The sequence below is a fragment of the Novosphingobium sp. ST904 genome (genome assembly GCF_001298105.1).
Lineage (GTDB): Bacteria > Pseudomonadota > Alphaproteobacteria > Sphingomonadales > Sphingomonadaceae > Novosphingobium.
The window spans coordinates 134,540-156,274 of sequence record NZ_LGJH01000157.1; the positions used below are offsets into that span (position 1 = coordinate 134,540).

The 21,735-nt window shown below is 63.1% G+C and carries 15 protein-coding genes, 1 tRNA gene and 5 pseudogenes; 12 read left to right on the top strand and 9 right to left on the bottom strand.

Annotation, left to right across the window (positions count from 1 at the left end):
* Window positions 1-85: 85 nt before the first annotated feature.
* The gene (locus tag ADT71_RS20660) at window positions 86-697 is read right to left on the bottom strand and encodes a hypothetical protein (protein WP_054439825.1); all 612 of its coding nucleotides are present in this window, start codon (window positions 695-697) and stop codon (window positions 86-88) included.
* A gap of 145 nt (window positions 698-842) precedes the next feature.
* On the opposite strand from ADT71_RS20660, the gene ADT71_RS20665 reads away from it, so the two are divergent.
* Complete coding sequence (locus tag ADT71_RS20665; RefSeq protein WP_054439827.1) at window positions 843-2,264, top strand: FAD-binding oxidoreductase; 1,422 nt, start codon at window positions 843-845, stop codon at window positions 2,262-2,264.
* A gap of 174 nt (window positions 2,265-2,438) precedes the next feature.
* Complete coding sequence (locus tag ADT71_RS20670) at window positions 2,439-3,209, top strand: SapC family protein (RefSeq protein ID WP_054439830.1); 771 nt, start codon at window positions 2,439-2,441, stop codon at window positions 3,207-3,209.
* Window positions 3,210-3,541: 332 nt separating this feature from the next.
* Here ADT71_RS20670 and ADT71_RS20675 read toward each other — a convergent pair whose 3' ends face one another.
* Window positions 3,542-4,495 carry an N-formylglutamate amidohydrolase gene (locus ADT71_RS20675; RefSeq protein WP_054439832.1) on the bottom strand — a complete coding sequence of 318 codons (954 nt, stop codon included), beginning with the start codon at window positions 4,493-4,495 and terminating at the stop codon, window positions 3,542-3,544.
* A gap of 152 nt (window positions 4,496-4,647) precedes the next feature.
* Here ADT71_RS20675 and cpdR point away from each other — a divergent pair, with 152 nt between their 5' ends.
* From cpdR to ADT71_RS20690, 3 genes and pseudogenes are all read left to right on the top strand, one after another.
* Entirely contained in the window at window positions 4,648-5,022 is a 375-nt protein-coding gene (cpdR, locus tag ADT71_RS20680; RefSeq protein ID WP_054439834.1) for a cell cycle two-component system response regulator CpdR, read from the top strand.
* A 136-nt stretch (window positions 5,023-5,158) separates the two neighbouring features.
* A tRNA-Val gene (locus ADT71_RS20685) sits at window positions 5,159-5,233 on the top strand.
* A 249-nt stretch (window positions 5,234-5,482) separates the two neighbouring features.
* Window positions 5,483-6,705: pseudogene (locus ADT71_RS20690) on the top strand (NADP-dependent isocitrate dehydrogenase).
* A gap of 140 nt (window positions 6,706-6,845) precedes the next feature.
* Here ADT71_RS20690 and ADT71_RS20695 read toward each other — a convergent pair.
* Window positions 6,846-7,691, bottom strand: a complete 846-nt coding sequence (locus tag ADT71_RS20695; RefSeq protein ID WP_054439836.1) for a TauD/TfdA family dioxygenase — start codon at window positions 7,689-7,691, stop codon at window positions 6,846-6,848.
* Between the two features lie 249 nt (window positions 7,692-7,940).
* Window positions 7,941-8,438 (bottom strand): TetR/AcrR family transcriptional regulator, encoded by a 498-nt coding sequence (locus ADT71_RS20700; RefSeq protein ID WP_231636067.1) that lies wholly within the window; start codon window positions 8,436-8,438, stop codon window positions 7,941-7,943.
* A gap of 100 nt (window positions 8,439-8,538) precedes the next feature.
* Between ADT71_RS20700 and ADT71_RS20705 the strand changes: the two genes are divergently transcribed.
* The 3 genes and pseudogenes from ADT71_RS20705 to ADT71_RS20715 all read left to right on the top strand — a co-directional run bounded on the left by ADT71_RS20705 (window position 8,539) and on the right by ADT71_RS20715 (window position 10,894).
* Entirely contained in the window at window positions 8,539-9,609 is a 1,071-nt protein-coding gene (locus ADT71_RS20705; protein WP_054439838.1) for a PA0069 family radical SAM protein, read from the top strand.
* Between the two features lie 221 nt (window positions 9,610-9,830).
* Window positions 9,831-10,534 (top strand): annotated as a pseudogene (locus ADT71_RS20710) (enoyl-CoA hydratase/isomerase family protein).
* 72 nt (window positions 10,535-10,606) lie between these two features.
* Entirely contained in the window at window positions 10,607-10,894 is a 288-nt protein-coding gene (locus ADT71_RS20715) for a hypothetical protein (protein WP_054439840.1), read from the top strand.
* A gap of 21 nt (window positions 10,895-10,915) precedes the next feature.
* On the opposite strand, the pseudogene dnaE reads toward ADT71_RS20715, so the two are convergent.
* Window positions 10,916-14,513 (bottom strand): annotated as a pseudogene (gene dnaE, locus ADT71_RS20720) (DNA polymerase III subunit alpha).
* Window positions 14,514-15,303: 790 nt separating this feature from the next.
* Between dnaE and ADT71_RS34170 the strand changes: the two are divergent.
* Window positions 15,304-15,489 carry an RcnB family protein gene (locus ADT71_RS34170; protein WP_231636068.1) on the top strand — a complete coding sequence of 62 codons (186 nt, stop codon included), beginning with the start codon at window positions 15,304-15,306 and terminating at the stop codon, window positions 15,487-15,489.
* Between the two features lie 24 nt (window positions 15,490-15,513).
* Here the strand turns inward: ADT71_RS34170 and ADT71_RS20725 are convergent, their stop codons facing one another.
* The 4 genes and pseudogenes from ADT71_RS20725 to ADT71_RS20740 all read right to left on the bottom strand — a co-directional run bounded on the left by ADT71_RS20725 (window position 15,514) and on the right by ADT71_RS20740 (window position 18,262).
* The gene (locus ADT71_RS20725) at window positions 15,514-16,011 is read right to left on the bottom strand and encodes a glutathione peroxidase (protein WP_054439842.1); all 498 of its coding nucleotides are present in this window, start codon (window positions 16,009-16,011) and stop codon (window positions 15,514-15,516) included.
* On the bottom strand, window positions 15,995-16,279 hold the full coding sequence (locus ADT71_RS20730; RefSeq protein ID WP_054439843.1) for a hypothetical protein: 285 nt from the start codon (window positions 16,277-16,279) through the stop codon (window positions 15,995-15,997). Before ADT71_RS20730 ends, ADT71_RS20725 begins: the two co-directional genes overlap by 17 nt.
* A 76-nt stretch (window positions 16,280-16,355) precedes the next feature.
* Window positions 16,356-17,028 (bottom strand): annotated as a pseudogene (locus tag ADT71_RS20735) (ABC transporter ATP-binding protein).
* A complete protein-coding gene (locus ADT71_RS20740; RefSeq protein WP_054439846.1) occupies window positions 17,021-18,262 on the bottom strand; it encodes a lipoprotein-releasing ABC transporter permease subunit in 1,242 nt (413 codons plus the stop codon). Before ADT71_RS20740 ends, ADT71_RS20735 begins: the two are co-directional and overlap by 8 nt.
* Before the next feature lie 283 nt (window positions 18,263-18,545).
* Here ADT71_RS20740 and purF point away from each other — a divergent pair, with 283 nt between their 5' ends.
* From purF to ADT71_RS20760, 3 genes and pseudogenes are all read left to right on the top strand, one after another.
* Complete coding sequence (gene purF, locus ADT71_RS20750) at window positions 18,546-19,994, top strand: amidophosphoribosyltransferase (RefSeq protein WP_054439850.1); 1,449 nt, start codon at window positions 18,546-18,548, stop codon at window positions 19,992-19,994.
* Window positions 19,991-20,721: pseudogene (locus ADT71_RS20755) on the top strand (SDR family NAD(P)-dependent oxidoreductase). Before purF ends, ADT71_RS20755 begins: the two are co-directional and overlap by 4 nt.
* Window positions 20,722-20,801: 80 nt before the next feature.
* On the top strand, window positions 20,802-21,140 hold the full coding sequence (locus ADT71_RS20760; RefSeq protein WP_054439852.1) for a PilZ domain-containing protein: 339 nt from the start codon (window positions 20,802-20,804) through the stop codon (window positions 21,138-21,140).
* The last annotated feature ends 595 nt before the right edge of the window (window positions 21,141-21,735 follow it).

Genomic DNA, 21,735 nt, shown 5'->3' on the forward strand with positions numbered 1-21,735 from the left:
TCAAGGAAATCCGCGCAAAGGCCGCGATTCGACCAGGCCGACAATGCTCCAAATCAGGATTTGCGCGCCAACCGCGGCCAATCGCTCAACGACCCACGGCAACCAGTTGGCGAATGCGCGTCAACTTGCAGGTGGTGCCGCTGCGGGAAAGCAATTCGTCGCGATCGACGCAGAGCTGGCCATCGGATGTCCGCGATAGCAGGAATCCGGAATAGAAAGCCCCTGCCCGGCACCCCCTTTCGAGTTCGGCACCGATCACCCGCCGATCGCGCATGAACAGCAGGAGCCGGCTCTGCCCGTCGGGCTGCACCCCGGCGATGCCGGACATCGGCAGGCATTTACCGATCTTGCGTTCGGAAAAGCGCGGGCCGTCGTCATCCCGCCCGGGCATGCCCACGAACATGTCTGGCGGGCTGGGCATCTGCGCGCGCGGGGTGACGCGAATCGTCATGCGCTGCTCGATTCGCACCTGCCAGGCATCGCCCGGCTCGACATGATCGAACGCCGATGCGGAAAACGGCCAGCCGCCCGGCGAATCGGGCAGCTCATCCGGCCACGCATAACTGCCGGCTTCCGGTTCCACGGAGACGGTCCCGGTCTCCGCCCGCTCGCTTCGGGCCGTGCGGCCAGCCTCCGTCGCGCCCACCACGGGTAGCAGCAGCGCAAACGGATAGAGCAGGACGGAGGCGAGATTCATCGAAAGAGTTGGTCCCCGGGCACAGTGCTGTCGCCTTAGAGCAAGAGCTTGAACCAGCGCTTAACCCGATACGATGCACGCTCCATGTCGATAGCGAGGCAAGACCACGGATGAAACCCGGTGAAGCCTGTGCCATATCGCCTTCATGACGAATACCGACAGCTTTCTTGCCGAAGCCACCGCCCTGCTTGGCCCTCGCGGCCTGACCACTGACGCGGACCTGCTTGCCCCCTGGCTCACCGACTGGCGCGGACGATATACCGGAAGCGCCGTGGCAATGGCCTCTCCCGCAAACGTCCCGGAACTGGCCGAGCTTGTGAATATCTGCGCCAGGTTCGGCGTTTCGATCGTTCCGCAAGGCGGCAACAGCGGCATGTCCGGAGGGGCAACGCCTGACGGCAGCGGAACCGCGCTGCTTCTTTCGCTGCGCCGGATGAACGCGATTCGCACGCTGGACATCGAAGCGCGGCAGGTCACGTGCGAAGCCGGTGTCGTGCTCCAGACCCTTCATGAAGCGGCCGAAGCGCGGGACCTGCGCTTCCCCCTCTCGCTTGGCGGCAAGGGCTCGGCCACGGTGGGCGGACTGATTTCCACTAATGCCGGCGGCACGCAGGTTCTGCGGCACGGATCGATGCGCGCGCTTGTGCTGGGGCTCGAAGCCGTACTGGCCGACGGCCAGGTCTTCTCGATGCTTACGCCGCTCAAGAAGGACAATCGCGGGTTCGATCTCAAGCAATTGCTGATCGGCTCCGAAGGAACGATGGGCATCGTGACCGCGGCAACGCTGCGCCTGCTGCCCGCCATTGCCGAACGCGTCGTGATCTGGGCCGGCGTGCCCTCGCTCGGTGCGGCGCGCAAGCTCCTGCTCCACTGCGAGCGCTCTGCGGGAGAGGCACTGGAAGGCTTCGAGGTTCTGCCGCAAGCCTGCCTCGACGCCGTGCTCGATTATCTGCCCGACAGCCGCGCACCGCTTTCGGATCGCCACGCATGGCATGTCCTGATCGAGGTCGTGGCGGATCGCAACGCTGCCGCGACGCTGCGCGATCGCTGCGAATCGATGATGGCGGACGCATTCGAAGCCGAGCTTCTGGAAGACGCAGCCATGTCCAGCAACGAGTCCCAGGCCGAGGCCATGTGGCTGCTGCGCGAATCGATTTCCCCGGCCGAGCGCGCTCGCGGTCCGGCGGTGCAGCACGATATCTCCGTTCCCGTCGAGAAAATGCCGGACTTCGTGGAAACCACCGCCCCGATGATCGAGGCCAGGTGGCCCGGCACGGAAGCCATCGCTTTCGGCCACCTTGGCGATGGCAACGTCCATTACCATGTGATCGCGCCGGATGTGACCGACGGCCCCGCCTGGCAAGCCGACCAGGGCAAGACGATCAGCCGCTACATCCATGATCTCGTCACCGAATGGGGCGGCTCAATCTCGGCCGAGCACGGCATCGGCCAGCTCAAGCGCGACGAACTGGCCCGCCTCGGAGACCCTGCCGCGCTGTCCATGCTGCGCGCGGTGAAGCATGCCCTTGATCCCGCCGGAATCCTCAATCCCGGCAAGCTGATCTGACCCCGAACGACAAGCGCGCCTGCGCTTCGGCAGTGGCACTTACCGGGATCAATCGGGCGAGGACCCACGACTCGCCCAATATCCCCGTTTCGGCGGGCTGCGCGCTTGCGCCCGCCCCATGCAGCCCCTAAAGCGTCGCCTTCGAAATTTCCCAGTCTTGCGGAGAGTAACGCAATGGCCACCGCGCCGCAGAATCCTGCCCTGCCCCTGTTCTACAAGGACCTCGTGCCGCTCAACTCGCAGCAGCACGCCACCTGGAAGACGCGTTCCACCGACAAGGCCACCTGGCTGGTCGGCGTGAACTCGATCCCGCTGACCGTCGAGGAATTCCCGCAGGCGCAGCGCCACTTCCCGATCATCTTCACCGCTGGCGAAAATCCGGTGCCGCTGATCCTGATGGGCATGAACGAAGGCGTGAACGTCTACGTCGACGAAGACGGCACCGTGAATACGCCGGTCTACATCCCCGCTTACGCACGCCGCTATCCGTTCATGCTGGCCCGTCTGCGCCCGGATGCCGAAGAACTCTCGCTCTGCGTCGACCCCACCAGCGATCTCGTCGGTGAAGGCGAGGACGGTGAAGCCCTCTTCAATGAGGCCGAGCCGACCGAAGCGACCAAGAACATGCTCAAGTTCTGCGAGAACTTCGAGATCGCCGGCACCAAGACCGCCAATTTCATGGCGGAGCTGACGAAGCACAACCTGCTGATGGACGGCGAACTGAACATCGACATCGGCACCGGCCAGCCCTTCACCTATCGCGGCTTCCAGATGGTCGACGAAAACAAGCTGCGTGAAATGCGCGGCGACGTGCTGCGCCAGTGGAACCAGAACGGCATGCTGCCGCTGATTTACGCACACCTCTTCTCGCTCGATCTGGTGCGGGACATTTTCGGTCGTCAGGTTTCCCAGGGCAAGGGTCCGCAGATCCTCCCCGCCGCCTGACACTCTGATTTCGTGAACTTTCGGGGCGGGGTTTATGACAATTTTGTCACACCCCCGCCCCATTATGCAGCACCATCCCAACGCGCACTTGCAAAAGGTATGTTGCATGCCCCATTCTAGGGGTTGAATGTGCGATCAGGCTTGCTATGTTAGGGCTACCTGATCGGCGCTACCCTCATGGCCCGGTCGGGTTGGTGCACATCGTGCACCTCCTCCCTGAACCTTGGCCACCTCGCGCATTGCGCGAGGTGGTTTTTTAATGTCCTGAGCAAAGCGCCGGACTTTATCCGACAATCGAACTTAGCTGCGGGCGACCTGCCGCAAAACCTGCGCTATTCCGCAGCCTGCGCCCAGCCCTTGCCGCCCGAATCCTGCACCAGATCGCAGACCAAGGCCGCCAGGCGGCGCACCAGTCCTTCCAGCAGTTCGGTCACCGCATTCATCCCGTCACCCGGCTCCAGCAGCCGCGAATCGAGATAGCTGCTCCGGTCGATCTCGATCTGCATCGCATGGACACCCTCGGACGGCGCGCCATGACGATCGAGGACATATCCGCCCGCATAGGGCCGATTATGAGCTGCCTCCTGCCCCTGCACTGAAAACCACGAGAATGCCGAAGCGACCAGACTGCCGTGACAGGCGGCACCGAAGCGGTCTCCGATAACGAAACGGGCAGGCTCGCTTCCCAGTCGCACGGGCAGCGGCGGCATCGAATGGAAATCGAGCAACAAGGCCGCGCCCCAGCGGTCGCGCAGAGCCGTTAGCGCCTGCGACAAGGCGGAATGGTAAGGCCGGTGAACCCCCTCCAGCCGATCGACGAGCGCAGCGCGCTCAAGCCTCCCGCGCCAGATCTCCCCCAGACCGGGAAGGCGGCGCGGGACGAGCCCCAGCCCGCTGCGCGCGCGGCGACTCGGCAAGAGGCTCGCACCTTCCGGCCGCGAACCGCGCGGGACCATTTCCCAATCCACATCGTCTGGCGCCCGGTTGAGATCAATCATGGCGCGCGGAGCCTGAGCGACGAGCAGCCCCGCCCCCGTTGACCGCGCAACGCTTCTCGCGATTCGATCGACATAGCGATCTTCAAGCCGGACTGCGGCGATTTCAGGCTGGCGCATCTCACGCAGGAGCGACGCCGGATAGGCCCGGCCCGCATGAGGAACCGCGATCAGCACGGGGATCGCGGAAGGCTCCGATCCATCGATCACATAGGCCGGAATCTCCGGCAAGCCCGGTATCCAGCCCCCGACCCGTTGTTGCGAATCATTCTCGCCCGAAGGTTTTGCCATGTTCGGAAACTGGCCTTTTCGACCACTCAAGTCAAAGCGTCCCGTTCCCGGTCAGTGGGGAAACCGGGCGAGAATTTTAACGGAATAGGCGCTATGGCTCGAAGCATAGACCGTCGCACCCATGCGTCAGAACAAATCTGGATAGAAACCCGATGATCCGCATCCTGCTTGCCGAAGACGACCAGGCCATGCGCACTTACCTTGCACGTGCGCTGGAAAACGCCGGCTACGACGTACTGGCCGTCGATCGCGGTACAGAAGCCCTCCCCCACCTGGAAAACGAACATTTCGATCTGCTGCTCTCCGACATCGTCATGCCGGAGATGGACGGCATCGAGCTTGCCCAGCGCTGTGCCGAAGTTTCGCCGATGACCAAGGTCATGTTCATCACCGGCTTCGCGGCCGTCACCTTGCGCGCCAGCCGCGAGGCACCGCACGCCAAAGTGCTCTCGAAGCCCTTCCATCTGCGTGATATCGTTATGGAAGTTCAGCGCGTCTTCGGGCTTTCCGAGCACGCTCGCCTCTGATTCCGGCTATCCACAGAACCGTCCACAGGCAGTTCGAGATTTTTGGAAAAAACGGGTTGCCAACCTCTGACACCACCGTTAGAGGGCCAATCCACCGAGCGGCACACCACGCCGCTCCGGACCGACCGAATGGTGTGGGCGTATAGCTCAGTGGTAGAGCACTATGTTGACATCGTAGGGGTCGCAAGTTCAATCCTTGCTACGCCCACCATTCGGACCGCCGGCCAGAGCTGAGCCGGCCCTCCCGAACATCGTTGAGCCGGCTTCGTAAAGAAGCACGCCGACAGAAGCGCAAGTCGCCATCGATTGCGCATCCTTCACTCCCCTTCGACATCGACCGTGCATGCGTTGCAACTCCGCCACCGCGCAAAGCGGCCGGCCGCCCCGCAACCTGCCTTGCCAGCGCTCCCCCGCCTGCCTAAGAGACGCCCAATTTCTCACCTCTGGGGAGTATTCAGGAATGGCGAAAATCAAGGTCAAGAATCCCATCGTCGAGATGGACGGCGATGAAATGACGCGGATCATCTGGGAATGGATCCGTGAACGACTGATCCTCCCCTACCTCGACATCGATCTCAAGTACTACGACCTCTCGGTCCAGAAGCGCGACGAGACGAACGACCAGATCACCGTCGACGCCGCCAACGCCACCAAGGAACACGGCGTTGCCGTCAAGTGCGCGACCATCACGCCCGACGAAGCGCGCGTCACCGAATTCGACCTCAAGAAGATGTGGAAGTCGCCCAACGGCACGATCCGCAACATCCTGGGCGGCGTCGTCTTCCGCGAGCCGATCGTGATCTCGAACGTTCCCCGCCTGGTTCCGGGCTGGACCGATCCGATCGTCGTCGGCCGTCACGCCTTCGGCGACCAGTACAAGGCCACCGACACCCTGATCCCCGGCCCGGGCAAGCTGCGCCTGGTGTGGGACGGCGAGAGCGGCGAGAAGATCGACCTCGACGTGTTCGACTTCCCGGCTCCGGGCGTCGCCATGGCGATGTACAACCTCGACGAATCGATCCGCGACTTCGCACGCGCTTCGTTCAACTACGGCCTGAACCTCAAGTGGCCGGTGTACCTCTCGACCAAGAACACCATCCTCAAGGCCTATGACGGCCGCTTCAAGGATCTGTTCCAAGAAGTGTTCGACACCGAAGGCTTCGCCGAGAAGTTCAAGGATGCCGGCATCGTCTACGAACACCGCCTGATCGACGACATGGTCGCTCGGCGCTCAAGTGGTCGGGCAAGTTCGTCTGGGCCTGCAAGAACTACGACGGCGACGTGCAGTCGGACACCGTTGCGCAGGGCTTCGGCTCGCTGGGCCTGATGACCTCGGTTCTCCTCTCGCCCGACGGCAAGACCGTGGAAGCGGAAGCCGCCCACGGCACCGTGACCCGTCACTACCGCCAGCACCAGCAGGGCAAGGCGACCTCGACCAACCCGATCGCCTCGATCTTCGCCTGGACCCGCGGCATCGCCTATCGCGGCAAGTTCGACGAAACGCCGGAAGTGGTGAAGTTCGCCGAAACGCTTGAGCGTATCTGCATCGAGACCGTCGAAAGCGGCAAGATGACCAAGGATCTCGCGCTGCTGATCGGTCCGGATCAGAACTGGATGACCACCGAACAGTTCTTCGAGGCCATCGTCCAGAACCTCGAAGCCGAAATGGCCAACTGGGCGTAAGCCCCCGGCCTTTCGGATCTGAATTCGAAGAAAAACCCTCCGCCCATCAAGGGCGGAGGGTTTTTCTTTGCCTGCAAGCGCTCCGACCGCCGGACACATCCGGCGGGCTTATGGAATTTGAAATCGGCTTCGGCAAAAGCTTATTCGAAGGGCTCTTCACCTTCGAGCTTGGTACGGTGCATCATGCGCCCGCAGGTCGGATCATAGGCTTCTGCCCGGTGCATGGTGCCGGTGTTATCCCACATCACGAGATCGCCGACTTCCCATTCGTGGCTATACGTGAATTCCGGGCCGGTCGCCCATTCGCGCAGGCCGTGAATGATCATCGCGCTTTCCAGAGCCGACTTGCCAACGACCTGCGCGGAAGTGCAGCCGATCACGAGGCTCTTACGGCCCGACTGGTGCTTCCAGACCAGCGGCAGCTCCTGTTCGCCGATCTGGGCATAGCCCTGGAGCTTGGCCAGGCTGGGTTCCGGCTCGTAATAGAACAGGCTTGCCCAGGGACCATGAACGACGCGGTACTGCTCGTACTCTTCCTGCTTTTCGGCAGGCAGGCCCTCGAACGCCGCATAAGTATTGGCGAAGCCGGTGTTGCCGGTGCCGCGCGGGCTCGGCACGCGGCAGGAAAGCAGCGAGGCCAGGATCGGCACGTCATTGCGGGTGCCATCGATATGCCAGTAGAGCGAGCCCTTGAGGTACTCCGCCGCCATCGGGTTTTCCTTGGCGTCGAGCGTGATCTTCGAGATCACTTCCTCGCCGCCCTTCCGCTCCGGCGCAAAAGTGCCCAGCGTCTTCGTGAAGGCGATCTGCTCTTCATCGGTGAAGTTGACCTGCGGGAACACCAGCACGCCGCGCGCTTCCAGCAGCTCCCGGATTTCCCTGGCAATTTCCCCGGACAGGAGCTCTTCCTTCGTGTTGAGCACACGACCGCCGATTTTCGGCTTGATATCTTCCGCGTTGAGTTTGGTCTGGGTTGCGACCGACATTTTCCGAACTCTCCCAATTCACTGACGAGAACGTCGTTCCTGCGATGCGCGAAGAACGAGGCCTGCATCAATCCGCCCATGGCGATAGTTGCGATCGGGATTGTTTTATCACGTACTGAACGCCCGTTCAAACAGGCGTGCAGCGGCTCGGCGATCAGTCGGCCCCGATCGGCTCCAGCCGGGACAGCCAGGTTTCCACGATGGCCATGGCGGCCTCATGGCCGTCCGTCACGCCCAGCGCCGATTCCATCACGATGGCCCGGCCGATCCCGGCCAGAACCACGGTGAGGCCGGCGGCGTCGAAACCTTCAAGCACCTTGAGCGATCGCCCAGAATATGTTCGAGAATCTCGACCTGGCGCTTGCGCATGGCCATGCTGTGCTCCGCCATCATCTGGCGAACCGCCGGCCGATGGTTGGAAAGCGCCATGAATTCGAGGGACATCGCGGTCCTGCTGGTATCGACGAAGAAGCACCAGAGCGCCCGCACCGGATCGTCGGAAGTCAGCGCCTCCTCGATCATGCGATCGCTTTCGGCAGCGCCCTGGCGCGAGACTTCGAGCAGGAGATCGTCGGTCGTGGGAAAATAGTAATGGACGAGCGAAGGCTTGAGCCCTGCCCGCGCCGCCACGCGCCGCGTGCTTGCGGCGGCATAGCCTTCGTCCCGAATGAGTTGGACGGTCGCCTCGACGATACGTGCCCGCGTCGCGGACGTCTCGGCTCCGATCCTGCGCGGTGCGCCTGCCATCAGATCTCCTTTGCCGCGCTGGCCTAGGGCCTGCGGCCGGGAAGATCAACCGGACCGCCGGGACTTGCTATTTGTTCCCTGTTTGTTCAAAAAAGGCGGCATGAAAGTCCACAAGGGAAGAGGCGCCGTCAGCGGACAGGCCAGCACCCGCTTCAACCTCCCACAGCGGGAGGCCGATGGCGACTGGCTCGACAGCAGGGACGATGTCGACGGCCCTGCCCGCCATCCGGCCACGACCGTAACAGAAGAGCATCCCCGCTCAATCCTGTCCTTCAACAAGTCTCCGGACATCCCGTTCGATCGCTCGATCAACGCCTATCGCGGCTGCGAGCACGGCTGCATCTATTGCTTCGCACGGCCGACCCATGCCTATCACGACCTCTCGCCCGGTCTCGATTTCGAAACCAGGCTCTTCGCGAAACCCCAGGCAGCCAGTCTGCTTCGCGAAACTCTGGCCAAGTCCGGCTATAGGCCCGCACCGATCGCGATGGGCACCAATACAGACCCCTATCAGCCTATCGAGGGGCGTTACCGGATCACCCGCGCCATTCTTGAGCTCTGCCTCGAAACACGCCACCCCGTGACGATCACCACGAAATCGGACCGCGTCCTGCACGATCTCGACCTGATCGCGGAACTGGCCCGGCTGAAGCTGGTGGCAGTGGCCATTTCGGTGACCAGCACGGACCCGCACCTGTCACGCCTTCTCGAACCTCGCGCCGCGACTCCGCACAAGCGGATCGCAGCGCTCGGCGAACTGGCCAGAGCCGGAGTGCCGGCCCATGTCTCGATCGCGCCGGTCATTCCCTCCATCACCGACCAGTTCCTGGAGGAAATTCTGGAAGCAGCCTCCGCGCAGGGAATCCACGCCGCAACGTGGATCATGATCCGGCTTCCTCACGAAGTCGCTCCCTTGTTCCGCGAATGGCTTGACGCTCATTTCCCCGACCGGGCCGGGAAAGTCATGGCCACTATCCAGTCGATGCGGGGCGGACGCGACAATGACCCGCAGTTCTTCACCAGGATGCGGCCGAGCGGCGTGTGGGCCGACCTTTTCCGGCATCGGTTCAGGGTTGCGATGAAGCGGATGGGCTTCGCGAAGCCGTCCATCGCGCTCGACTGTTCGCAATTTCGCCGTCCGTCGCTCGATGGCCAGCTCTCCCTGCTCTAGAGGCGTTTCAACACCTGTTGAAGCCACCTTTGGAATGCCCCCGAGAGGCAATTGTCCCGGCCATTGCAGACCTTGATCGCCGATCAGGAAAACCCGAGGATTCCTGTGCCATTCCAACCGGGGACGCCATGCAGGAACCCACCATTCTCGTAGATAGTCGCGGCGACGTGGAGATCCTCACTCTCGATCGGCCGCACGTCCTCAATGCTCTCGACGAGAACATGACCTTCGCGCTGCGAGACTATTTTGCCGGCCTGGCCGAGCGGCCCGAGGTGCGGGTGGTGCTGCTGCGCGGCGCAGGCCGGAACTTCTGCGCCGGACTGGACCTTTCCGGGTGGCAAAACGACGCATCTAGGGGCGAACTTCAGCACTTCTGGCGCCTGCAAAGGAGCCTCGCAGGGCTGCTGGAACTGATGCGCGCCTGTCCGCAGCCGATCATCGGCCTCGGCCATGGCGCGGCCTGCGGTGCGGGTTTTCGCTCCTGCTGGCCTGCGATGTGCGATATGGCGCGCCGGACCTCAGGATGAATGCGGCCTACATCAAGATCGGCCTTGGCGGCTGTGATCTGGGATGCAGCTACTTCCTGCCCCGTATCGTGGGCGCTTCGGTCGCCACCGAATACATGCTCACCGGCCGCTTCATGGATGCCGGGAAGGCGCTGCAATGCGGCCTTCTGAGCGAGATCGCTCCGCTGGATTCCCTGCTGGATCGTGGGCTGGCGCTGGCCGGCGAAATGCTGGCCAATTCTCCGATGGGCCTGCGCCTTACGAAGGAAGGCATAAACCGCAATCTCGATGCGCGCTCCCTCTCTGACGCCATGGCGCTCGAAGACCGGCAACAGGTCATGATGTTGATGAGCGAGGATTTTTCGGAAGGACTGGCGGCCTTTCGTGAGAAGCGCCCGCCCAAGTTCCGGGATCGCTGAACGGGATCACGAAACCTTGCGCCGCTTTCACGCGTTTCCCCGTCCAACGATAAGACAGGACAGGAGGTCTGCATGACCGAAGAAACCGTTACAACCGAGCGCGCACCGGAAGCCCCCACCACCACGACAACGATCATTCGCGAGCGCAGCTCGTCCGGCGGGGCGACCGGGATAGTGATGGCGCTGATCCTGCTGGTCGCCGTAGTCGGCGGCATCTATCTCTTCAGCAAGGGTACGGAGAGCGAGACGGCAAAGGACAACGCGATCTCGGAGGCCGCGAACGAAGTAGGCACGGCCGCCAACAAGGTTGGCGACGCCGCCCAGGACGCCGCTCAGGACGTCAGCCGAAACAATCGGTAAGCTTGGCGCTTGCGCCGGCGGTCAAGCCGCCCGGCGCAAGCCCTCCGGGCCTCTTCTGGCGATAAGCGAGACATTCGAGAGGCCCTTGATGCTGGAGAGATGCTCGGCAAAGTCGCCGTCCAGCGCGAAATCGCGGCCTAGCCGCATTTTCTGGGTGCGGCCTTCGCCAAGGTGCAAAGTGGCGACAACCTCGCCGCAGCCGGGCGCCCCCGGACGCATGAGCATCGCGAGTTCCTGAACCGCTTCGATACTGTCTATTTCAAGCGACAGCAGCATCCGGGCATCGGCCTTGACCTCGTTCAACGGACGCGCGCTTCGCACCGTGACGCGCGGCGGCTCGTCGGGACTGGGGCTGTCCAGTTCGACGTTGAGCAGCACGCATGCCCCCTCCTTCGACCATTTGACGAAGTTCTCGACCATGCTCTCCTCGAAGCAGGAGGCCGAGAAGTTGCCGGACTGGTCCGAAAAGTCAGCCATGACGAAATCTTTGCCGCGCTTCGTCTTTCGCTTCTGGACGTTCTCGACCATCGCCGCCATCACCGCGCCGGTGCGGCCCGCGCCGCCCCCCGTCATGAGGCTGGAATAAGTGCGCGCGCCGTTGGCGGAAGCCACCGCGCGGAATTGCTCGACCGGGTGTGCGGCGAAGTAGAAGCCGAACGTTTCCCGCTCCTTGGCCATCTGGTCCATGCGATTCCACGGATCCGCCTCGACGAAGCGCAAGCCCTGCTCGACGTGATCCTCACCCCCGAACAGGCCATGCTGGGCACTGTTTCGCTCACGGGAAGAACGGTCTGCTTCGGCCAGCAACGTATCGGCGTTGGCCAGGACCTTGGCGCGATTGGCCTCCAGCCCATCGAAGGCGCCCGCAGCCGCGAGGCTTTCCAGCTGGCGGCGATTCATCGATCCGGCCGCGCGCGGCGGAACACATCGTCAAGACTGACGAACTTGCCATTCGCCTCGCGCTCGGCAACGATTGCGTCCATGGCCTTTTCGCCGACGTTGCGGATACCGGCGAGCGCATAACGCACGGCGTGGCTGTCCGGCGTTTCCTCCACGCAGAACTCCGCTTCCGACATGTTGATGTCGGGCGCGGCGAGCTGGATGCCGTTGCGGCGCGCGTCGTCAACGAAGATCGCCAGCTTTTCCGACTGGTGCATGTCGAAGCACATCGAGGCCGCATAGAATTCGTGCGGGTAATGCGCCTTGAACCACGCGGTGTGGTAGGCGAGCAGCGCGTAGGCGGCGGCGTGCGACTTGTTGAAGCCGTAGCCTGCGAACTTGTCGATCAAGTCGAACAGTTCGTTGGCCTTGGCCGCATCGATGCCGGACACTTCCTTGCAGCCATCGACGAAGCGCTGGCGCTGCTTGTCCATTTCCGCCTGGACCTTCTTGCCCATGGCGCGGCGCAGAAGGTCGGCGTCGCCCAGCGAGTAGCCCGCCAGGATCTGCGCGGCCTGCATGACCTGTTCCTGATAGACGAAGATCCCGTAAGTCTCGCCCAGAATGCCCGCCAGCTTGTCGTGCGGGTATTCGATCGATTCCAGCCCGTTCTTGCGGCGGCCGAACAACGGAATATTGTCCATCGGGCCGGGGCGGTACAACGACACGAGCGCGATGATGTCGCCGAAATTGGTCGGCTTCACGGCCGCCAGCGTGCGGCGCATCCCTTCCGATTCGAGCTGGAACACGCCAACCGTATCGCCGCGCTTGAGCAGTTCGTAGACCGCCGGATCGTCCCAGCCGAGCGTGGACAGGTTGATCGTGATGCCCCGCCGCTCAAGCAGGTCGCAGGCCTTCTTCAACACGGAAAGCGTCTTCAGACCGAGGAAGTCGAACTTCACGAGGCCGGTGTCTTCCACCGACTTCATGTCGAACTGGGTCACCGGCATGTCCGAACGCGGATCGCGGTAAAGCGGCACGAGCTGCGCCAGCGGACGGTCCCCGATGACCACGCCCGCCGCGTGAGTCGAAGAATTGCGCGGCAAGCCTTCGAGCTGGACGGCCAGATCGACCAGACGCCTGACCTCATGGTCTACGTCGTATTCCCGGCGGAATTCGGCGACCGGCGGATCCTTGGTCACACCGTGCTGCTTCCTTCCATGCAGCGCCTCGGTCAGGGTCCAGGGATCGGTTGGATGGTTCGGCACCATCTTGCAGAGACTGTCGACACGGCCGTAGCCCATCTGCAGGATTCGCCCGCAGTCGCGCAGCACCGCGCGGGCCTTCATCTTGCCGAACGTGATGATCTGCGCGACGTGATCGTGCCCATACTTGCGCTGGACGTAGCGGATCACCTCGCCGCGCCGGGTTTCGCAGAAGTCGATGTCGAAGTCAGGCATCGAGACGCGTTCGGGATTGAGGAAGCGCTCGAACAGCAGGCCCAGCTTCAGCGGATCGAGGTCGGTCACGGTCAATGCCCAGGCGACCAGCGAACCCGCGCCCGAACCACGGCCCGGACCGACCGGAATGTCGTTGTCCTTGGCCCATTTGATAAAGTCGGCAACGATCAGGAAGTAGCCGGGAAAACCCATGCCGACGATGATCTGCACTTCGAAGTCGAGGCGCCTTGCATAGTCGAGGAAGTCTTCGGTGACACCGCGCTCGGCGAGTTCGCGATAGGCTGCCTCCCGCTCTTCGCCCTGAAGGGCCATGGCGGCATCGAGTTCTTCCTCGGTCACATCCGGCCAATAGGGTGCAAGCCGCCGCGCCAGACCGGCGCGCGAGTTGTCCGCAAGCATCCGCGCTTCGCCCTCGAGGTCGCCTGCAAGGCTGGGCAGCAGCGGCTTGCGGCGCGGAGGCATGTAGGCACAGCGCTGCGCGACGACGAGAGTATTCGCCAGCGCCTCGGGCAAGTCGGCGAACAGTTCCTGCATCGCCTCGACCGGCTTGACCCAACGCTCGGCCGAGGACCGAGGGCGCTCGGGCGCATCGACTGTGTGGAATTGGCGATACAGAGCATGGCGTCATGCGCGGCATGGAACTGCGCTTCGGCATATTGCGCCGGATTGGTGCCGACGAGCGGAATGTCCCGCGAATAGGCGAGCGCGATCAGGTCTTCCTCGCTTTCGTCCTCTACCTGCTCCCCCGTGCGCGTGATCTCGATATAGAGGCGGTCACCGAACAGAGACTGCAAGGTATCGCAATAACTCTCGGCAGCCTCGAACCTGCCAGCCGCGAACAGCCGGGCGAGCGCGCCCTCGTCGCCGCCGGTAAGGCAGATCAGGCCATCGGTATGGCCGCGAAGCGATTCGAGCGGGACGTGGGGATCGAGTTCGAGCGGACGTTCGAGGTGAGCGCGGCTGACGAGATCGCACAAGTTGAGCCATCCCTGCTCGCTCTGGGCAAGAAGGGCAAGCCAGTCGATCGGCAGATCCTGCCCCTGCGCCACCACACCCGGCCGTGCCACTGCCAGGAACGTTCCGACGATCGGCTGAACCCCCGCCCCCTTGCACGCCTGCGCATAAGTCGGCGCGCCGTAAAGGCCGTTGCGATCGCAGATGGCGGCGGCAGGAAACTTGCGCTCCTTGGCGAGCTTGGCGGCTGCCTTGGGATCGATCGCACCGTCCAGCATCGTGAAACTCGAGAAGATGCGGAGCGGAACGAAAGGTGCATGAGCCATCGGCGGAATTTAGGCATTGCCCTACCCCTCAATCAAGGCGGGGCTGGGGATAAGCCGGGGGATAGGAGCAGGCGATATGCGGCCACCAGGCACCGACCGCGGAACCGGAGTGAACGGAAGTGCCCATGTCATTGATCGCACACGCGGCCAAGGCGCGGGCATCGACGGGCGCCAGGCCGGATTACCTTGAAAGCAGCGGGAAATCGCGCCATGCTCGATCCGTTCCTGTCCTCACCGGCTCTTCCGGCCGGTTACTTCAAGAACCCGATAATTCATGCACAACCCACGCCGATCCGGCGTAATTTGTCGTTGCCCCGTTCACGGGCGGCACTGGAGACGTGTGAATGAAATTCGCCTATCTTGCCCTCGTCCCGTTGCTGCTGGCTCCGGAAAGCCTGCTTCCCACGGAATTTGCCGCCATGGCGCAACAGAGCCGGCCCGGTGGATCTCATGGGCAGGGCGCAAAGCCGCCCGGCGGCGGTTCGCACGGCCCGGGAACAAGACCGCCCGGCGCGGGATCGAACCGCCCGACGAATCCGGGATCGGGAAGCAACAGGCCTCAACCGCAGCCACCCCGGCCGGGCGGGAACCACGTTCAGCCCTCTCGTCCCGGCGGAGGCAACCAGACGAGGCCGCCCTCGCAACCCGGCGGTAATCGGCCAGATCGCCCCGGAAACTACCGCCCCCCGGCCATCAAGCACCCCCATAGACCGGGTGCCGGCCGTCCCAGCACGTTTCGGCCCATGCATGCGCCGGGATATCGTTATCCACGCGGCTACGGCTACCGGCGGTGGTCGATCCACATGATCCTGCCGGCGATCTTCCTGTCCTCGACCTATCTGTTCCAGGATTATGCCATGATCGGCGTCGGGCCGCCCCCCCCGGCTACTACTGGGTTCGCTACGGCCCTGACCTGTTGCTGGTGGATCGCCGGACCCGACGGGTCGTGGACGTTATCTATAGCGCATTCTATTGAGGAAAGCGGTCGAGGCGCTGCCGACTACAGCAGCGCCTCGATGTCCTTTTCCAGTGATTCCGGCTTGTCGGTGGGGGCATAGCGGCGCACGACCTTGCCGTCGCGCCCGATCAGGAACTTCGTGAAGTTCCATTTCACCGACTTGCTGCCGAGCAGCCCCGGCGCCTCGGCCTTGAGCCATTTCCAAAGCGGCGAGGCATCATCTCCATTGACGGCCACCTTGCCCATCAGGAGAAATGAGAGGCCAAAGTTGATGTCGCAGAATTCCGCGATTTCTTCAGCCGAGCCCGGCTCCTGAGAGCCGAACTGGTTGCAGGGAAACGCGATCACCTCGAACCCGCTCTCGCGGTACTTTTTCCAGAGCGTTTCAAGGCCCGCATACTGCGGCGTGAACCCGCACTTGCTGGCCGTGTTTACGACGAGCAGCACCTTGCCGAGCTTTTCAGCAAGACTGACCGCCTCGCCATTCGGCAATATCGCTTCAAAATCCGCGATCGTTCGAGGATCAGCCGGTGATGCCATGTGGGAAGTCCGTCCTTCGATAGAGACGGCGAATGTCCCCGATTTCCAATAGCCTGTCACCATCCTTCTGGACGGCATAGCCAGCCTGGTCCGCTTCAGGCAGATGCATGACATAACGGATCAGGTTTGCCACCGTATCCCGGCGGATACCCTTGAATACGTTGAACAAACCGCCACCGTCGGCCGTCTTGTGCAATTCGGCACCGTCGTTCCAGCCAGGGCTCTCGCCGGCAGGAAGGCCTTGGATGGTAGTAGGAAAGTCGCTCATACAACGCTCCTTTCGCGCGCTTTTTGCCTCTGGTGGTAAAACGCGCCGAAAGCCTGCGATGTTCCCTGTCAGAATGTCAGGTCAGCACGCCTTCGTGAAGTCTTACCACGCGGTCCATCGCCGCCGCGAGACGCTCGTTGTGAGTAGCCACAAGCGCCGCACTGCCCTGCCCGCGCACCAGTTCCAGGAACTCGCAAAGACCTTGTCCGCCGTTTTCTCGTCAAGATTGCCGGTCGGCTCGTCGGCCAGCACCAGCCGCGGGCGGTTGGCAAGCGCACGGGCAACGGCCACGCGCTGCTGCTCCCCGCCCGAAAGCTTGCTTGGCCGGTGTTCGAGCCGCTGGCCCAGCCCAAGCGCGGCAAGCAGTTCGGTGGCCCGCTGCTCGCACTCTTCCCGCGACTTGCCGGTAATGAGCTGCGGCAGCACCACATTCTCGATCGCGTTGAAATCGGGCAGCAGGTGGTGGAACTGGTAGACGAACCCGATATGGTCCGCCGCACGGCCGCGCGGCGGTCCTTGCCGAGCTTGGACGCGTCGATCCCCGCAATCTCGATGCGGCCGCCGAAACCGCCCTCGAGAAGGCCGATGGCCTGAAGCATGGTCGACTTGCCCGAACCCGAAGGGCCGAGCAGCGCCACGATCTCGCCGGGCTGAACGGTCAGGTCGACACCGCGCAGCACGTCGATGCGGACGCCGCCTTGCTCGAAACTGCGGGTCAGGTTGTCGAGACGGACTACGGGATCATTCATAACGCAGCACCTGCACGGGATCGGTGCTCGCCGCCTTGAAGGCCGGATAGAGCGTGGCAAGGAAGCTGAAGATCAGCGCCATCACACAGATCACCACGATTTCGAAAGGATCGGGACGCGAAGGCAGTTCGGTGAGGAACCGGATCGACGGATCCCAGAGGTTCTGTCCGGTCAATATCTCGACCAGATGGACGATGGGCTGGCGAAAATACAGGAACACGAAGCCCAGCAGCACGCCCGCCACGGTTCCCAGCGCCCCGATGCAGAAGCCGGTCGTCACGAAGACTTTCAGCAACGAGCGCCGTGTCGCGCCCATGGTGCGCAGGATCGCGATGTCGCGGGTCTTGGCGCGCACCAGCATGATGAGCGACGACAGGATATTGAACACTGCCACCAGCACGATGATGGAAAGCACCACGAACATCGCCACCCGCTCCACGGCAAGCGCCTCGAAGAGCGATGCGTTGATCGTCTTCCAGTCCGTGACGATGGCGCGGCCCGCCAGCTTCCGGCTCAGCGGGGCGAGGATTTCGCCGACCTTGTCGGGGTTGGTGGTCGTCACCTCGATCATGCCGATGGTGTCGCCGGTGAGCATGAGCGTCTGCGCGTCCTGCATCGGCATGACCACATAGGCTTTATCATAGTCATAGACGCCGATCTCGAAAATCGCCGCCACACGATATGCGATTTGCCGCGGAACCGTGCCGAACGGGGTCGAGCGCCCGAGCGGGTTGATGATCGTGATCGTATCGCCGATCTGCGCGCCGAGGTTCTGCGCCAGTTGCGAGCCTATGGCGACATTGTCGCTCCCGGTCTTCAACTCGGAGAGATTGCCGGACTGCACCTTGTCCCGCAGCCGGCCGAGATCCTCGTTCGTATTGCCGCGCACGAGGATACCCTCGACCCGGCCGTTGAACGTCGTCATCAGCGGCTGTTCGATCAGCGGCGAGGCCTGAACGACACCTGGAGTGGCCCTAACGTCCCTGAGAACGCCCTGCCAGTCATCCAGACGGCTGCCATAGGCCTGAATGATCGCGTGACCGTTGAGGCCGACGATCTTGTCGAAAAGCTCGGCGCGAAAGCCGTTCATCACGCTCATGACGATGACCAGCGCGGCCACGCCGAGCATGACTGCTGCCAGGCTGATGCCGGCGACCAGGGCAATGAAGCGCTCGCCCTTGCCGGGCAGCATGTAGCGCTTGGCGATGGTCCATTCGAAAGGGGATAGGATCAAGCGACGGTCCGTCTGTGATCGGGCAGATGGCCCGGCATTAAGCATATGTCTGAAAGCTGGCAAGCTGATCGGCGAATGCCGGTGACGCTGCGATGAACGGATCCGGCATTCCGGCAGAAACGAACGCTGGCCGATTCGGCTCCCTGCCCGCCGTCATTATGCAGTCACGAAAAGCGCGCAACGCCGCCACCTTGGCCATATCCTGTCGAGGGCCTTGCATTTGAAGCCAACACGCTCCAAATGCGCGGGCGATTTTGGCGCGCCAGCAGCCCGGACGACATCCATGAACATGACACATCCCTTTCGAGACGCCGATGGGGACAAGCTGCGCGAAGAGTGCGGCGTTTTCGGCGTAATCGGTTCCAAGGACGCAGCGAACATCGCTGCGGCCGGGCTCCATTCCCTGCAGCACCGCGGCCAGGAGGCCGTGGGCATAACCAGCTTCAGCGGGGCGGAATTCCATTCCCACCGCGGGCTTGGGCACGTCGCCCAGGTCTTCTCCCAGCGTGAGCTGGATACCCTGCCCGGCACCATGGCTTCCGGCCATGTCCGCTATGCGACGACCGGGGGGTCGGGGCTGCGCAACGTGCAGCCGCTCTTCGCGGACCTCGCCGCCGGCGGATTCTCCATTGCGCATAACGGCAACATTTCCAACGCGATGACGCTGAAGCGCGATCTCGTGTCGAAGGGTTCGATCTTCCAGTCGACCTCCGACACCGAGGTCATCATTCACCTCGTCGCGACCAGCCGCTACCCCACCCTGCTCGACCGGTTCGTTGACGCGCTGCGCATGGTGGAAGGCGCCTATTCGCTGATCTGCATGACCGCAGAGGGCATGATTGCCTGCCGCGATCCGCTGGGCATCCGCCCGCTGGTCATGGGCCGTATCGGCGACGCCACCGTCTTCGCTTCGGAAACCGTGGCCTTCGACGTGATCGGCGCCGAGTTCATCCGCTCGATCGAGCCGGGCGAACTGGTCCAGGTCGATCACAAGGGCACGATCTCCAGCCACCGCCCCTTCGGCAATCCGGCCCCGCGCCCCTGCATCTTCGAGCACGTCTATTTCAGCCGACCCGATTCGGTGATGGACGGCCGCTCGGTCTATCAGGTGCGCAAGCAGATCGGCATGGAACTGGCCAAGGAAGCGCCGGCCCCGGCCGATGTCGTGATCCCGGTTCCCGACAGCGGCGTGCCTGCCGCGATCGGCTATGCCCAGCAATCGGGCATTCCCTTCGAACTGGGGATCATCCGCTCGCACTATGTCGGCCGCACCTTCATCCAGCCGGGTGACGCGGCCCGCCATGCGGACGTGAAGCGCAAGCACAACGCCAACCGCGCCATCGTCGAAGGCAAGAAGATCATCCTGATCGACGATTCGATCGTGCGCGGCACCACCTCGATGAAGATCGTGGAAATGATGCGCGACGCAGGCGCCGCCGAAGTGCACATGCGCATCGCCAGCCCGCCGACCGAGCATTCGTGCTTCTACGGCGTGGATACGCCGGAGCGTTCGAAGCTGCTGGCCGCCAACATGGACATCCAGGCCATGGCGGACTTCATCAAGGCCGACAGCCTCGCATTCGTCTCGATCGACGGTCTCTACCGCGCGGTGGGTGAGGAAAAGCGCAACAAGAAGCGCCCGCAGTTCTGTGACGCCTGCTTCTCGGGCGAATACCCCACCAAGCTGACGGACTTCGCCGACCGGTTCGCCGGGGAGCTCAACGCAGCGTGAGCGACGGTACCGGCGGAAAGCCTTTCGAAGGTCAGGTCGCGCTTGTCACCGGCTCCAGCCGGGGGATCGGCGCGGCCACCGCGCTCGCCCTGGCCGAAGCCGGTGCGCATGTCCTGCTGACAGGCCGTGACACCAAGGCGCTCGAGGCCATCGAGGACCAGATCTTCGAGGCCGGCGGCTCGGCCACGATCGCGCCGGTGGACCTCGTCGAATCGGACGGGATCGCCCGCCTTGCAACGGCGGTCTCGCAGCGCTGGGGCAAGCTCGACATTCTCGTCGTCAATGCCGCGGTCCTGCCCGAGCTGACGAGCGTGGCCGATATCGACCAGCGCGCCTTCAACAAGGCGCTCACCACCAACGTGCTCGCCACGCAAGCGCTGATCGCCAACTTCGATCCGCTCCTGCGCCTGAGCAGCGACGCCCGCGTCATCGGCATGACCTCCACGTCGCGACCGCGCCGCGCGCCTTCTGGGGCGCCTATGCCGCGACCAAGGCCGCTTTCGAGGTCCTGCTGGACTGCTATGCGGACGAAACCCGCAATATCGCGAAGCTGCGTGTCGCCGTGGTCAATCCCGGCGCCACCCGCACCGCCATGCGTGCCCGCGCCTACCCCGGCGAGGCACCGGCTTCGGTGAAGCCGCCGGAAGTCGTTGCGGAACGGGTGGTTTCGCTGCTTGGCGAACCCTTCGAAACCGGCCACCGCGAGACCGTTGCCGCCGCGAATTAACCGCGCGGTAACCCTTTCCTGATTTCCTGCCCTTGAACGGCGCACCTCCTGCGCCATTCAAGGGTACGGGTCTCGGGAACATGACGACGAAATCCCCGCAGGACATTTACGAACTGGCCGCGCAGGAAGATCGCAGTGCCATTCGCCAGCGCATCTCCATTCCTGCCGGCTTCCGCGCATCCGGAACCAAAGGCTACCAGACGGCGGTCCGCGACCTTTCGCTTTCCGGGTTCTCGGCCACGGCGATCAGCCGTATCCATGCCGGTACCTATTGCTGGCTGACGCTGCCGGGCATGGAGGCCTTGCCTGCCCGCGTGATCTGGTGGGAAGACGGTCTGGTCGGCTGCGCCTTCGAGCAATTGCTCAACCCCATCATCCTCGAAACCGTGATGAACCGCTGGCGCGGTAGCGGATACTGACCGGGGATAGCCCTGCCCGCGATCCAGCAGGCGGACGGCACCTGGAGACTTTTCACGCAGCCCGGGCGGCGTAAACGAATTCGGGGACCGACAGCGGCGGCGGCTATCTGGGGAATTTGCCTGAAACGCGCCATTCCGGACACGCCCCATTGCGGACAAATGGCCAAGCATTTAGCCGTTACGGAATGAGCCATTAGGGAGCGCAGGTGGCAGATAGCAGATACCAAGCTGGGGCAACACTTGGTGGTAAGTTCGGATGCGCCACTGCGGCGGTTCTCGGCGTCCCGCTTTTCCTTGCCGGCTCAATGGTAGCAGGATTAGGCGGAGCAAGCACACTGGAATGGCTAGGAACGGTAGCGATTGCTGTCATCCCCGCTGCCGCCGTTGGTTATGCGGTGCGGGCGATTATAAATAAATTTCAATCCTGATCCGGCGCAAGATGCAGTGCTTCAATATCCAAAGTGACAATGGATCGGCATCGAACGTCTGAAATCGCCCACAGTGGACGTTCGTTGAACCCGGATGGCTTGCCGATTGTTCACTCGACTCGTCATTCCCGCGAAGGCGGGAATCCAGTAGCAACCTCGCAATGAAG

Excerpts from the sequence above, each read along its gene's own strand:
- ADT71_RS20715 (WP_054439840.1), top strand. The coding sequence starts at position 10,607 with ATGACCGAAGAAACCGTTACAACCGAGCGCGCACCGGAAGCCCCCACC.
- ADT71_RS20660 (WP_054439825.1), bottom strand. The coding sequence starts at position 697 with ATGAATCTCGCCTCCGTCCTGCTCTATCCGTTTGCGCTGCTGCTACCC.
- ADT71_RS20675 (WP_054439832.1), bottom strand. The coding sequence starts at position 4,495 with ATGGCAAAACCTTCGGGCGAGAATGATTCGCAACAACGGGTCGGGGGC.
- ADT71_RS20730 (WP_054439843.1), bottom strand. The coding sequence starts at position 16,279 with ATGAGCGACTTTCCTACTACCATCCAAGGCCTTCCTGCCGGCGAGAGC.
- ADT71_RS20700 (WP_231636067.1), bottom strand. The coding sequence starts at position 8,438 with ATGGCAGGCGCACCGCGCAGGATCGGAGCCGAGACGTCCGCGACGCGG.
- ADT71_RS20705 (WP_054439838.1), top strand. The coding sequence starts at position 8,539 with ATGAAAGTCCACAAGGGAAGAGGCGCCGTCAGCGGACAGGCCAGCACC.
- purF (WP_054439850.1), top strand. The coding sequence starts at position 18,546 with ATGAACATGACACATCCCTTTCGAGACGCCGATGGGGACAAGCTGCGC.
- cpdR (WP_054439834.1), top strand. The coding sequence starts at position 4,648 with ATGATCCGCATCCTGCTTGCCGAAGACGACCAGGCCATGCGCACTTAC.
- ADT71_RS20665 (WP_054439827.1), top strand. The coding sequence starts at position 843 with ATGACGAATACCGACAGCTTTCTTGCCGAAGCCACCGCCCTGCTTGGC.
- ADT71_RS20670 (WP_054439830.1), top strand. The coding sequence starts at position 2,439 with ATGGCCACCGCGCCGCAGAATCCTGCCCTGCCCCTGTTCTACAAGGAC.
- ADT71_RS20760 (WP_054439852.1), top strand. The coding sequence starts at position 20,802 with ATGACGACGAAATCCCCGCAGGACATTTACGAACTGGCCGCGCAGGAA.
- ADT71_RS20695 (WP_054439836.1), bottom strand. The coding sequence starts at position 7,691 with ATGTCGGTCGCAACCCAGACCAAACTCAACGCGGAAGATATCAAGCCG.
- ADT71_RS20725 (WP_054439842.1), bottom strand. The coding sequence starts at position 16,011 with ATGGCATCACCGGCTGATCCTCGAACGATCGCGGATTTTGAAGCGATA.